Raw genomic sequence first — 13,013 nt, forward strand, 5'->3', positions numbered from 1 at the left:
GCCGTAGAGGTTATGCGGAGTTACCTTCCCGATCAGGGAGGCCGGCACCACCCCCGGGGTGAACTCAGCACCACCCCTCAGCTGGACCGGAGGTTCTCCGGGGCGACGGCTTCGTGCACATGTCCACGCAGCAGGAACGCGGCGAGGCCCGCGATCAGCCAGGCCAGTCCGGCGCCCATCACGACGACGGCCAAGGTCGCGAGCAGCCCGGGAGTCTGATTGGGCCCGAACTCGTCACGCGACGTGAGGTCGGCGTACAGCAGGCCGCCGATCAGCAGGCCGGAGGCGGTCGCCCAGGTGATGCTCGACGTCAATTGAAAGCGCACCGAGGTGCGGAGCTGCCGCTCTCCGACACCGAGGACGTTCAGTGCGGCCAGCTGCCGGCGCTGGTCGAGGAGGTCGTCGGCTGTGCCGGCCAGCAGCGAAACGCCTGCGATCACCGCGATGAACACTGCGGCTCCGGCCGCGAAGATCAGTCCCGGCACGTGGAAGCTGATGTCGTACACGTGGTTGGGCTGGGCAAGCTCGATCCCCATGGAGACCACGAATCCGACCGCCGCACCGCACAACACCAGCACGGCAAGGGTGCGCCCGTGGGGCCGGACCGTCCGGAGCAGGCGGCCCCCGGCGAGGACCTTCAGCGGGTTGCTCGAGCGTTCCAGCCGGTTGCCCTGCCAGGCGACCAGCAACGTGGGCAACGCCAGGCAGATGACGAGCAGACCGAGACCGAAGGGCACCAGCGCGGCATAGAACTGCCTGTCGATGAGGTGACTGAGCAGAATCAGCCCGACGCCCGCAGCGCCGGCGACGGCCGCCCGGGTGACATCGGGCCCTTTCGCCTCCCGCACCCGCGGCTCCGCGATCACCCCACGACCGAGCAGCGCTCCGACCCCGGCCGCGCTGACGGTCAGTACTGCGGCCACGATCGGCCAGGCCGCCAGATCCACCGTGTTGGCCGGCGGCAGCACCCGGCCCATCCGGGGCAGCGCCTGGATCGCCAGCGTGAGCAGGAGGTAGAGCGGACCGGCCAGGATGCCGCCGATCAGGCCGCCGATCCCGGCGTCGACCGCGCCGAGGCCGCGGACCTGGCCGGGGGTCGCGCCGGCCAGCCGGAACGCGGCCAGCCGGCGGTCGCGGGCCGCAGTACCGAGCTTCAAGGCCTGGAAGGCCAAGAGATAGGATGCGGCAGCCAGCAGCACAGCAGCAAAGGTGACACCGCTGCGAATGCCGTACTCCTGGAGGTAGTCGCTGAACTTGGGGGAGTCGTAGTACTCACCGAAGCCCAGGCGTTTGATGCGCCAGGCGGACAGCAGGAAGGCGCCGGCGATGGCGACCGTGGCCACCAGCAGGCGGAAGCGGGTGCGGTCGGTGGCGGAGCGTGGGCGGGCCAGTGCGAACAGCGTGGCGGGGCTCATGACAGTGCCACCTCGTGCTGTACGACGCCGTCGCGCAGGCGGACCTCGCGGTCGGCGTACGCGGCGATCATGTTGTCGTGGGTGACCAGCACCAAGGCGGCTCCACCGTTGCGCACCGAGGCGAGCAGCAACTCCATCATCTGCTCGCCCGCAAGACTGTCCAGGCTGCCGGTGGGCTCGTCGGCGAACACGATCGCGGGTCCCGTCACCAGGGCCCTCGCCACGGCCGCCCGCTGGTTCTGCCCGCCGGACAGCTCGCCTGGCACCGCAGTGGCGTCCTCTCCGACGCCGGCCCGGTCCAGCCACTCCCGCGCAGCTCGCCGAGCCGCCTGCCGGTCGTGGCCCTCCAACAGCAAGGGCAATGCCACGTTGTCGATCAGAGTGAGGTCAGGCACCAACTGCCCGAACTGCAACACCACGCCCGCCTGCGTACGTCGTAGCCGCGTGCGGTTCGCTTCGGAAAGGTCCGCCAGGTTCTGCCCGACCAGTTGGACAGTGCCCGCCTGTGGACGGAGGATGCCGGCGGCGCAGTGCAGCAGAGTGGACTTGCCGCAGCCGCTCGGTCCGGTGATCGCCACGACCTCACCAGGCTCGACCTTGAGGGAGACACCGCGCAAGGCCACGTCACGGCGGTAGGCATACTCCACCCGGAGCAACTCCAGGGCGAGGTCGGTCATCGACGGGTCTCCTTCAGCTCGGTGATTCGGTCCATCGCGCCGTCGAGCCAGCGCAGGTCGGCGTCCAGGTGGACGGCGACGAAATCTCGCACCAGCCGGGCCGGGGTGTCGTCGTCGGCGGCGGCCGACGCGGCCCTCAGTTCGCGGATCCGGCGCAGGTGGCTGGATCGCTGCCGGGCCAGGAACGCAGTCGCGTCCTCACCGGTGTGGATGGTCGCGACCACCTTGCGGACCATCTCGTCGACCGCGCCCAGGGCGGGCTGGATCGGCTCGGCCAGCCAGTCGGCCAGATGCTCGCGACCCTTGTCGGTCAGCCCGTAGACGGTCCGTTCGGGGCCACCCTCCGAGCCACGATCGACCACCTCCACGAGTCCGTCGCGCTCGAGCCGGGACAGCGTCGTGTACACCTGCCCGAACGCGAGCGGCCGGCTGTCCGGGAACCAGGCGTCGTGCCCACGCTTGACGTCGTACCCGTGGGCGGGACCGCGGTGCAGCAGTCCCAGAACGAGCTCAGCAGTTGCCATGACAGCGACTATACACACGATGTATGTACTGAGTGAATAGTCGCCGATGCGGGAGTCTGAGGCGGCGGTCGGTAGGATTCAGCCCGTCAGCGCCGCATCGAAACCAGGAGTGTCAGTGGCCCGCGTTGTCGTGGACGTCATGCTCAAGCCCGAGATTCTCGACCCGCAGGGCAAGGCGGTGCACGGTGCGTTCGGCCGGCTCGGCTTCGACGGCGTGGCCGATGTCCGTCAGGGCAAGCGGTTCGAGATCACCCTGGACGGTGAGGCGACCGAGGAGAAGGTCGCCGAGATCCGCAAGGCAGCGGACACGCTGCTGGCCAACCCGGTGATCGAGGACTACACCCTGCACGTCGAGGACGACCAGTGAAGATCGGAGTCGTCACCTTCCCGGGCTCGCTCGACGACGTCGACGCCCGCCGGGCGGCCGCGGTCGCCGGGGCCGAGGCGGTCGCGCTCTGGCACGGCGACGCCGACCTGCACGGGGTCGACGCGGTGGTCCTGCCCGGCGGCTTCTCGTACGGCGACTATCTGCGCGCCGGCGCGATCTCCCGGTTCGCCCCGGTGATGGAGACCATCATCAAGAAGGCGGGCGAGGGCCTGCCGGTGCTCGGGATCTGCAACGGCTTCCAGGTGCTCTGCGAGTCGCACCTGCTGCCCGGCGCGCTGATCAAGAACCACCACCGCAAGTTCATCTGCAAGGACCAGCCGCTGCGGATCGAGAACAACCGCACCGCCTGGACCAGCGACTACGACGCGAACCACGAGATCACCATCGTGCTGAAGAACCAGGACGGCTCCTTCGTCGCGGACGAGGCCACCCTGGACCGGCTCGAGGGCGAGGGCCTGGTGGTCGCGCGCTACCTCGACGAGAACCCGAACGGGTCGTACCGCGACATCGCCGGGATCACGAACGAGCGCGGCAACGTGGTCGGTCTGATGCCGCACCCGGAGCACTGCGTCGAGACCCTGACGGGTCCGAGCACGGACGGCCTCGGCTTCTTCACCTCGGTGCTCAAGGCCGTCGTCTCCTCCTGATGAACCATCGCTCGCGTCCGAAGAACCGCAGGGCCCGCCCCACGTTCCTTCGGACGCTAGCGCTCGGCCTCGCCCTCTTCGCGGCAGCCTCGGCCGGTACTGCGTACGCCGCGCCGCCGACGGCCGAGCAGGCGCCGCGGACCCTGCCGGCGAAGGTGATCGTGATCGGCGCCGCCGGGCTGACCTGGTACGACGTGAAAGGCTCACCGGACCTGACAGCGCTGGTGAACCAGGCGAATGTCGGCTCGATCACGGTGAAGACGGCCGGTCCGCACACCTGTCCGGTCGACGGCTGGCTGACGATCAGCGCCGGCACCCGGGCCTGGGGGAGTGTTCCCGGCGACGCCTGCGGTGAGCTGCCGACCGTTGCCAATGGCAAGATCTCCGACTGGCAGACGTACGTGGACCGCCAGGCGGAGCACCACACCGGCGCTCCGCTGGGCCGGCTGGCCGAGAGTCGCCAGGGAGTCTGCGGTTTCGGGCCGGGCGCGGCGATCGCGGTCGCGCGGGCCGACGGAACGGTGGGCGATTGGCAGCCCGGCGTCGAGCTGACCAAGCTGGGCGGCTGTGGCGACGCGATCATCGATGCCGGCGTCATGCCGCTGCGCGAGGGGCGCGAGGAAGCGCGCAAGCGCGTCGCCGAGCTGGTGAAGCAGGCCGAGGGTGCCGCGCCGGACGCCTGGGTGCTGCTGGTCGGCATCGGCCAGGAGATCGCCAACGCCCACCAGGAGCCGCTGGTCGCGCTGCAACTGCCACCGGCCGACGGGCCGCGCTGGCTGACCAGCGACTCCACCCGTAGGCCTGGGTTGATCCAGCTCACCGACGTGACCGCGACGATCCTCCGCGGCCAGGCGAAGGAACTGGACCCCGCCGGCGAGGAGCAGCCCGGTCCCCTCGACGGCAACGTGATCTCAGCCGCCGGTGACAAGCACACCGACGCGGCCGCGGTGATCGAGGATCGGCTGGATACGAACGAGCGGTTCGAGCATCCGCGGCCGGTGTTGATCGCGGTCGCGATGACGTTGCTGGTGGCGCAGTTGGCGGCACTCGGCTGGTTCCTGGTCACCAGGAGCCGGCGGGCACGTAGTACGAGTGAGTTCACCATGCTGGCGCAGGGCGGGTTCTTCATCGCGGTGTTCTTGTCCACGGCAACTGTCTGGTGGCGGTGGCCGTCGCCTGGTTTCTCCTTGTACTGCGTGGTGTTGGGGATCAGCGCGGTGTTCGCCGGAGTCGCGAAGGTGTTGCTGAAGCAGTACGCCGGACTGGGGATCCTGCTGGCGGCGTACGTGATCTTGCTGGTCGACGGTGTGCTGGGGACCCCGCTGCAGTTCGGCAGCATGTTCGCGGACGGGCCGGTGATCGGGGGACGGTTCTACGGCTTCGGAAACTCCACCTTCGCGACGCTGGCTGTCGCTGCGCTCGTGACTGCGGGCTGGGTGGCGCAGAAGCTGCTGGAGCGAAGCCGGATGCAGGCTGCGCTCGCAGTACTGGTCATCGGAGGCCTGGCGATCATCGTGGACGGCAAGCCGGGCTGGGGGACGGACTTCGGCGGCATCATCGCGCTGACGCCCGCAGTGCTCCTGCTGGCCTGGCTGACGTGGCGCGGCAGCATCTCGCTGAAGGCTCTGATCGGTATCGGCATCGCAGGAGTGCTCGCAGTGTCGGCGGTCGCCTTCCTGGACTACCTGCGGCCCGAGGATCAGCGCAGTCACTTCGGCACCTTCGTAGCGCGCCTGCTCGACGGGGATGTGGGCGACGTGCTGATCCGCAAGCTGCAGATGTCGCTGGCCTTCTTCCACACTCCGGCTGGCTGGTTCATGCTCGCCGGCGTCGTGCTGGCGATGATCGCGACCGTCTGGCCGGACAAGGTCCCGTTCGAGAGCTACCGCCGGTACTACGTCAGCCGGCCGATGATCCGGCCGACCCTGCTCGCGCTGTCGACCTGTGGTCTGGTCGGCATGCTGCTCAACGACGCCGGGGTGGCACTGCCCGCGATCATGGCCGGTTTCACCCTTCCTCTGCTCGTAGCTCACCTCATGGCGGCTACCGTTTTACCCGAGTCCCACCTAGTTCAGGAGTCATCAAGTGTCGACCGACACCGTCAGTAACGCGACCAGTACGCCGGACGTGGAGCAGCCGTGGGCGGAGCTCGGGCTGAAGCCGGACGAGTACCAGCGGATCCGCGACATCCTGGACCGGCGGCCGACCAGCTGCGAGCTGGCGATGTACTCGGTGATGTGGAGCGAGCACTGCTCGTACAAGTCGTCCAAGGTGCACCTCAAGAAGTTCGGCGACATCCCGCAGGAGACCCCGGCCGGCAAGATGCTCGCGGGGATCGGCGAGAACGCCGGCGTGATCGACATCGGTGAGGGCTACGCGGTCACCTTCAAGGTCGAGTCGCACAACCACCCGTCGTACGTGGAGCCGTACCAGGGCGCGGCGACCGGGGTCGGCGGGATCGTCCGCGACATCCTCGCGATGGGCGCCCGCCCGGTCGCGGTGATGGACCCGCTGCGGTTCGGCCCGCTGGACGCGCCGGACACCAAGCGCGTGCTGCCGGGGATCGTGTCGGGCGTCGGCGGCTACGGCAACAGCCTCGGTCTACCGAACATCGGCGGCGAGGTCGTCTTCGACTCAACGTACCTGGGCAACCCGCTGGTGAACGCGCTCTGCGTCGGCGTCATGCGGCACGAGGACCTGCACCTGGCGAACGCGACCGGCATCGGCAACCAGATCATCCTGTACGGCGCCAAGACCGGCGGCGACGGCATCGGCGGCGTTTCCGTGCTCGCGAGTGAGACCTTCGCCGAGGGTGGCCCGACCAAGCGCCCCGCAGTACAGGTCGGTGACCCGTTCATGGAGAAGCTGCTGATCGAGTGCACGCTCGAACTGTTCGCGGCCCGGATCGTCGAGGGCATCCAGGACCTCGGTGGCGCCGGCCTGTCCTGTGCGACCTCGGAGCTGGCCAGCGCGGGTGACGGCGGCATGTACGTCTCGCTCGACAAGGTGCCGCTGCGGGACGCCTCCCTTGCTCCGGAAGAGATTCTGATGAGCGAGTCGCAGGAGCGGATGATGGCGGTCGTCACGCCCGAGAATGTCGAAAGCTTCCTGAAGATCTGCGCGAAGTGGGACGTCCAGGCCGACGTGATCGGTGAGGTCACCGACACCGGCCGGTTGCAGATCGACTGGCACGGCGAGCGGGTGGTCGACGTACCGCCGCGGACCGTGGCGCACGAGGGCCCGGTCTACGAGCGCCCGTACGCGCGGCCGGAGTGGATGGACGCGCTGCAGGCCGACGGCGCCGAGAAGTTGCCGCGGGCAACCACTGGCGCGGAGCTGCGGGACACGCTGCTGAAGCTGATCGCGTCGCCGAACCTGTGCGACAAGTCCTGGGTGACGGACCAGTACGACCGGTACGTGCTCGGCAACTCGGTGCTCGCGCAGCCCGAGGACAGCGGGATGATCCGGGTCGACGAGACGAGCGGCCTCGGTGTCGCGGTCTCCACCGACTGCAACGGCCGCTTCGCCAAGCTCGACCCGTACACCGGCGCCAAGCTCGCGCTCGCCGAGTCCTACCGCAATGTCGCCACCACGGGCGCCCGGCCGGCCGCGGTGACCGACTGCCTGAACTTCGGTTCGCCGGAGGACCCGGGCGTGATGTGGCAGTTCTCCGAGGCCATCCGTGGCCTGGTCGACGGCTGCATCGAGCTGGGCATCCCGGTGACCGGCGGCAACGTGTCGTTCTACAACCAGACCGGCGAGACCCCGATCCTGCCGACGCCGGTCGTCGGCGTGCTCGGCGTCATCGACGACGTCACCCGCCGTACGCCGATCGGCTTCACCGCCGACATGGAGGGCCACCAGCTCTACCTGCTCGGCGAGACCGACGAGGAACTGTCCGGCTCGGAGTGGGCCCACGTCATCCACGGCCACCTCGGCGGTCGCCCGCCGGCGGTGGACCTGGCCGCTGAGGCGCAGCTCGCGGACATCCTGATCAACGCGTCGCGCGACGGCCTGATCGACGCGGCTCACGACGTGAGCGACGGCGGTGTCGCCCAGGTGCTGGTCGAGTCCGCCCTGCGCGGTGGCGTCGGCGCGCGGGTGTGGGCGCCGGACGGCCTCGACCCGTTCCTGTTCCTGTTCGCCGAGTCGGCCGGCCGCGCGGTCGTCGCCGTACCGCGGACCGAGGAGGTCCGGTTCACCGACATGTGCACCGCGCGCCGCTTCCCGCACACCAAGATCGGCGTCGTCACCGGCGAGTCCCTCGATGTCCAGGACCAGTTCGAGGTCTCGCTGTCCGAACTCCGTGAGACCTGGACCGCCACCCTCCCGGCCGCCCTCGGCTGATCGAGTGGATTGGGAAGGTGCACGTCAGCTCGGCGGCCAGGTCTACCGATCTGGGCCGCCGAGTGACGCGGTACGGGAGCAGTTGATCGCTGCCGGAGTCACCGGGGTCGAGGTGCCCGACGAGGGGCCCGACGGACCGGCGTACTACGGGGAGGCGCTGCGGCGCTCGCCCGGTCCGATCACGTCGGTCTTCGCGCGGATCGCGGACGCCGAAGCCGGCGACGTCCTGGTCTTCGGGGACCGCACCTCGATGATCGCCGCGATGCTGCAGACCCTCGCCGGAACGCCGGTCGCGGACATTTTGGACGACTACGAACTCGAGCTCCGCGCGGCCGACGAGACCGCGCCGGAGCCGCTGAACGAAGGCGCCCTCAACCTGTACTGCGCGGACGCGTGCCTGGCGATGGTCGCGTTCCTCGGCTCCACAGACGTCGCCGGCTACCTCACCGCGAGCGGCCTCACCTTCGAACAACTCGACCGCCTCCGCGAGAAGCTAACCGGCTGAGGGCGGGGTCCCGATGTGGACCTCCAGTTCGGCCGGCTCGGTCATCTGGTCCCAGGCGCGGTCCTTGAGCTTGCCGGCCTGCTTCTCGGCCGCGAGCAGGGCCGCGCGCATCGCCTCGGCGTCGGTGATCTCCTGGCTGGTGACCGCGTCGGCCGCGCTGGTGGCACCCTGCACGATCTCGAGATGGGTGCCGTCCGTCGGCATCAGCTCGGCCCAGTGCGCGACGCAGTACACCTTCTCCGGGGTGTCCTGGCAGTCCGTGGTCAGGTCGGGCACCTCGTCCGGTTCGCCGATGATCGTGCCGCGGAACTTGCGCAGGTCCTCGATCAGCCGCTCGAACTGCTTCTCGATCACCGATCCGAGTGGCGCCGCGACCGACTTGCCGAAGATCCAGCGCAGCGCGAAGAGCTCCATCCCGGCCCGCACCGGCAGGTAGAGCTTCGCCCAGCTGGCGTTGATGAAGTCGGACGGATCCAGCGTGGGTTCGCGGCTGTCACCGGTCGACCACCAGCTCGGGTAGGCGACGAACGAGGCGCGCTCCCAGTCGAAGATGCGCTGCCAGTAGTCGATCTCCCAGCACTCGTCCCGGACACCGGCGGGGAACCGCTGCTCGATGATCTGCGAGATCATCTCGTTCACCGGCTCGAGGCCGCGCTTCATCCGCAGCTCCAGCGCGTCCGCGTCGGCATGGGCCTGCTCGAGAGCCGCGTCGCGCTTGTCGTTCCACGCCTGCAGCGCCGTGCGGTACGCTGCCAGGTCCGCGTTGTACTTCGTGTCCTCGCCGACCTGCTGCACGATCGTCGACTTCTCCCGGAACCGCGCCTTCAGTTGCAGCTCGATGCCGGGGCCACCCAGCCAGGACGGGCAGCCGATGTGGACCCGCACCCGCAGGACGGAGCCACCGTCCGCCGACGTCGGGTACGGCGTGCCGACGACGTACCGGCTGACGGTCTCCTGCGGCCGTCTGGTGATGACGTTGATGTTCTGCTCGATGAAGTCGGCGTCGTCGTCCCACTGCAGCGCCCCGGAGTCGAACGGTACGTCGATGTCGTAGTCGGCCCGCATGTCGCCGGTCCAGCCCCACTGGTTCGCGGGGACGACGGCCGAGGTGTTCACCTGGGTGGCAGGTGTGGTCGGGGTCGGGCCCGCGGCAGGTTCGGTCTTCTTCGGCTCCTGGGGGATCGGCGGGAGCGCGGCGGTCGCGGCAGCCATGATCGCCTCGCGGCCTTTCAGGATCCGGCCGAAGAAGGTGTTCGCGGGATCCTTGATGCTCGGTGCCCAGCACAGCCGCGCGCCGTACCGCTCCTGCTGCAACTGCAGGCGTTGCAGCACCTTGAAGTAGTGCAAGGTGATCGGGGTGATCCGGTTCGGGTTGCGCAGGGTCCGTTTCGAGGTGGACTCGAAGCCGGACTCGGTGACCAGTTTGAAGTCGGTCTTGTGCTGGGTGCGGTACTTCGCGGCCACCTTGGAACTGGCCGTCTGGTTGTCCTTGACCGCCCGCCGGGCCGTCTCCTGATGCGCGTCGGTGACGTTCTTCGTGTACGCGATCGTGTGGCTGGCGTTGAACTTGCCCCAGAAGAACTCCGGGCTGTGGTACTCGCCGGTGTGGCTGGCGTTCAGCCCCCAGCTGTCGGTGAGTGACCGCTGCCGCTCGAAACCTTCCTGCAGTTCGGTGCTCAGGCTGCTGGTCAGCTCGACGTCGAACTGCCGCTCGGTCTCGTCCTGTTCCTCCAACGTCAGTTGGCGTTTCGTGTACGTCTTCTGCTCGAGCACGACCTCCTCGCCGGGCGCGAGCGCGAGCGCGTACAGGTGCTCGCCGAGCGCGAACCCGGCCGGCCGGATCCTGGTCCGGTCCAGGAAGGCGTAGCCGAGGTCGGACTGAAGGAGCCCGGCCACGAACTCGGTCTCCTGGCTGCCGAGGATCGTCGGGCGCGACTGCGGCCGTTCGGCGAACACCATGGTCGAGTCGGTGTACGGGAGGTTCTCGTCGGCGGCGTCCATGTTGTTGGCGTCCCAGAGCCGGCTCAACCCGAGCTTCTTCAGGATGCCGGGCAGCCGGTCGCGATCGAGGCCGCCGTAGCGCAGCGCCTCCAGCAGTTGCTGCTTGGCGTAGAACGGCAGGATCGGTGTGACCTCGTCGTCGAACGTGATCAGCACCGGGACGAAGTAGTTGGAGTACACGTACCGGTCGGAGAAGGCGGCGGCGAAGCCGAGCCCGTCGGTGTCGATATCGGCGACGACCACTTTGCTCATCGTTGATTCCCCCTCGGGCGGACGGCCCGATCGACTACTTGAACAGCGAATTCAGACCCTTGTAGGTCATCTCGTGCGACAGGACGTAGAACAACTCACCGAACACGGACTGCAAGGCCGCCTGCCGTACGACGGTCTCCCGTACGGCGTGCGTGGTCAGCTCCTCCAGCCCTTTCACCACCTCGGCCGGGACCCCGCCCTTGCCGGCTTTGACGTAGGCGTCGGCGATCGCCTCCCAGTTGCCGTCGAACTCCCCGCCGAGGTCTTCCGCGACCTTGCCCCAGGTTTCCTCGAACTTCTCCAGCTTGGTCGACGACGTCCAGTCCACGTTCGTGACGCGGCGCGCGTTCGGGTCCAGCAACAGCAGATCCGACTTCAGGTCGCCGACCGTGGTGGTCGTCTTCCAGCCGAACCGCTTGCTCAGGTGACTCGCGAGCGCCCGCTCGGTATCGGCCGCGCCCTTGGCGTCGAACCCGACCAACTTGAGCAACAGCTCGCGATCGGGATGTTCGAGCAGCATCTGGGCGATGGTCCGGCCGAGCGCGCGGTCCGCCCTGGTGAGCAGCGGTCCGAGTTCGGGAGCCGACGACTTGATCGTCTCCAGCGTCACCTTGAGCGTCTTCTCCGTGATCGGCAGCACTCCCGGTGCGACCTCGCCGATCAGCTTCGCCACCTCGATCTCCATCGCCCGGTGGATGATCTGGCCGAGTTGCCCCGGATTGACCCGGCCGAGTTTGCGGAGCTCGACGAAGGCGGCGTACGCGACCTGCTGGAGGAAGCCGTTCAGTTGCGTCGTGAGCCGGCGGGCCAGTTGGCCCGCCCTGGTCGCGTAGGTCACCGCAGTGGACAGGTTGGCGGGCGTGGCGGGTTTCAGAAGTGGCGCGAATGCCTCGTCGAGCTTGGCAAGGATGGCATCCAGCGCCTGGTCGAGCTCGGCTCGTGTCGCCTGGCGGCCGGCCGACGACACCAGTTCGGAGGTCGCTGCCATGAAGACCGGCTTGTTGTTCTGGCTCACCAGTACGCCGTACCCGGTGCCCGCGCCCGCTCCGGCGAACGCTTCCGCGTGGGCGGCCTGGAAGACCGCCGACAAGGTGAGCTCGCCCTGCGCCAGAAAGGCCCGGCCCTCGCGGATCAGCGGCCGTAGTACTTCGGGTGGGAAGAGCGTGCGGAGCAGATCCATCCCGACCCGCGGTGCGGCCTCGATCACCGCCTTGCCGATGGCGATCAGGACCGCGGCGAGCTGGCGGGTCAGCAGCGCGAGCTGGGCCGCGGCGCCACGGAGTACGCCGACCAGGAGTGGCGCGTAGCGGATCGCCGCCTTGACGGCGACCTTGAGCAATGCCATCAGCTCGGCGATGCCGACCAGCAGTTGGTAGAGGTCGCCGGCGATCCGGCCGAGGCGTTTGCCGGCCGCGAACCAGTCGAGGTTCTCCAGGTCGTGCTCGAACTCCCGGTTCCAGTCCCGCCAGACCTTGAGCAGCTTGGCCGGCAGGGTGGTCGGATCGAGTTCGTCGAGCAGCGCGGAGAAGACCTGCTTGACCACCGCCACCTGCTCGTCGAGCCGGTTCAGTCCGGCATCTGGTTCGGTGGCGAGCAGGTACAGGGTGCTGAAGCCTTCGTTCTGCAGCCGGCCGACCAGTTGGAGCAACTTAACCAGATCGACCACGACAGTGGCGTACGACGCCGCGACCCCGACCACGAAGCCCTCGAAGAACAGCTTGGGGTTCACGGTGTTCCAGAACGAGTAGTGCCGGATCGCGTCCATCAGGATCGGATCCAGCCCGAGCAGGAAGCCGCGGAAGGCGGAGTCGCGGTCCACCTCGAGCGCGGCCAGGGCGAAGAACTCCTCGGCGAGCCCGAGCCGGGCCAGCAACCGGACCAGGTCCCACACGTTGTCCGCGGTGATCCGGCCGCGCATCGCGTCCAGCACCCGGGTGCGGGTGAGTGAACGCACGGCCTGCGCGCGGACGTAGTACTCGACGGTCAGCGCGACGAACTCGACGCGGGGATCGGGAGTGCGCTGTCCGTAGATCGAGCGCAGGGTCTCGTCCGGCACGGCCGGGACCGTGAACCAGTCCTGAATCATGATCGTGCGAGGTTGATCCGCCACCGGTCGGCCCCCTGCCTGGCGATGCCAGTCACGATGCCGCAGCCGAACAGGCGCGGGCAAGACGTCGGCGTAGTGGTCAATTGTGGCTTCGACCGGGGTAGCTGCGACTGAATCTTTCAGCAGGTCGTTTCCAACGGTTGTCGACCA

Annotated in this window: 10 protein-coding genes; 5 read left to right on the forward strand and 5 right to left on the reverse strand. The window is 68.6% G+C overall.

The features are described from left to right. Nucleotides 1–77: 77 nt before the first annotated feature. The 3 genes from EV138_RS19285 to EV138_RS19295 are packed head-to-tail and all read right to left on the reverse strand — an operon-like array spanning nucleotide 78 to nucleotide 2,616. Nucleotides 78–1,415: an FtsX-like permease family protein gene (locus EV138_RS19285; protein ID WP_133980261.1), complete on the reverse strand. Its 1,338-nt coding sequence runs from the start codon at nucleotides 1,413–1,415 to the stop codon at nucleotides 78–80. Further along, nucleotides 1,412–2,092, reverse strand: a complete 681-nt coding sequence (locus EV138_RS19290) for an ABC transporter ATP-binding protein (RefSeq protein ID WP_133980262.1) — start codon at nucleotides 2,090–2,092, stop codon at nucleotides 1,412–1,414. Before EV138_RS19290 ends, EV138_RS19285 begins: the two co-directional genes overlap by 4 nt. After that, nucleotides 2,089–2,616 (reverse strand): PadR family transcriptional regulator, encoded by a 528-nt coding sequence (locus tag EV138_RS19295; RefSeq protein ID WP_133980263.1) that lies wholly within the window; start codon nucleotides 2,614–2,616, stop codon nucleotides 2,089–2,091. Before EV138_RS19295 ends, EV138_RS19290 begins: the two co-directional genes overlap by 4 nt. Nucleotides 2,617–2,731: 115 nt before the next feature. On the opposite strand from EV138_RS19295, the gene purS reads away from it, so the two are divergent. Genes purS through EV138_RS19320 form a run of 5 tightly spaced genes read left to right on the forward strand, consistent with a single transcriptional unit; the run spans nucleotide 2,732 to nucleotide 8,503 of the window. Then, a complete protein-coding gene (gene purS, locus EV138_RS19300) occupies nucleotides 2,732–2,983 on the forward strand; it encodes a phosphoribosylformylglycinamidine synthase subunit PurS (protein WP_133980264.1) in 252 nt (83 codons plus the stop codon). Next, nucleotides 2,980–3,651 (forward strand): phosphoribosylformylglycinamidine synthase subunit PurQ, encoded by a 672-nt coding sequence (purQ, locus tag EV138_RS19305; RefSeq protein ID WP_133980265.1) that lies wholly within the window; start codon nucleotides 2,980–2,982, stop codon nucleotides 3,649–3,651. The genes purS and purQ overlap by 4 nt, the downstream gene beginning before the upstream one ends. Next, nucleotides 3,651–5,759: a hypothetical protein gene (locus tag EV138_RS19310; RefSeq protein ID WP_238158231.1), complete on the forward strand. Its 2,109-nt coding sequence runs from the start codon at nucleotides 3,651–3,653 to the stop codon at nucleotides 5,757–5,759. Before purQ ends, EV138_RS19310 begins: the two co-directional genes overlap by 1 nt. Then, nucleotides 5,737–7,998, forward strand: a complete 2,262-nt coding sequence (purL, locus tag EV138_RS19315) for a phosphoribosylformylglycinamidine synthase subunit PurL (protein WP_133980266.1) — start codon at nucleotides 5,737–5,739, stop codon at nucleotides 7,996–7,998. The genes EV138_RS19310 and purL overlap by 23 nt, the downstream gene beginning before the upstream one ends. A gap of 4 nt (nucleotides 7,999–8,002) precedes the next feature. Next, nucleotides 8,003–8,503: a tyrosine-protein phosphatase gene (locus tag EV138_RS19320; protein WP_166678642.1), complete on the forward strand. Its 501-nt coding sequence runs from the start codon at nucleotides 8,003–8,005 to the stop codon at nucleotides 8,501–8,503. Here the strand turns inward: EV138_RS19320 and EV138_RS19325 are convergent. Both EV138_RS19325 and EV138_RS19330 read right to left on the reverse strand, forming a co-directional pair. Then, complete coding sequence (locus tag EV138_RS19325) at nucleotides 8,492–10,756, reverse strand: hypothetical protein (protein WP_133980268.1); 2,265 nt, start codon at nucleotides 10,754–10,756, stop codon at nucleotides 8,492–8,494. The two genes, EV138_RS19320 and EV138_RS19325, sit on opposite strands and share 12 nt — an antisense overlap. 34 nt (nucleotides 10,757–10,790) lie before the next feature. Then, nucleotides 10,791–12,866: a hypothetical protein gene (locus EV138_RS19330; RefSeq protein WP_202866766.1), complete on the reverse strand. Its 2,076-nt coding sequence runs from the start codon at nucleotides 12,864–12,866 to the stop codon at nucleotides 10,791–10,793. Between the last annotated feature and the right edge of the window lie 147 nt (nucleotides 12,867–13,013).

It is taken from the genome of Kribbella voronezhensis (assembly GCF_004365175.1).
Lineage (GTDB): Bacteria > Actinomycetota > Actinomycetes > Propionibacteriales > Kribbellaceae > Kribbella > Kribbella voronezhensis.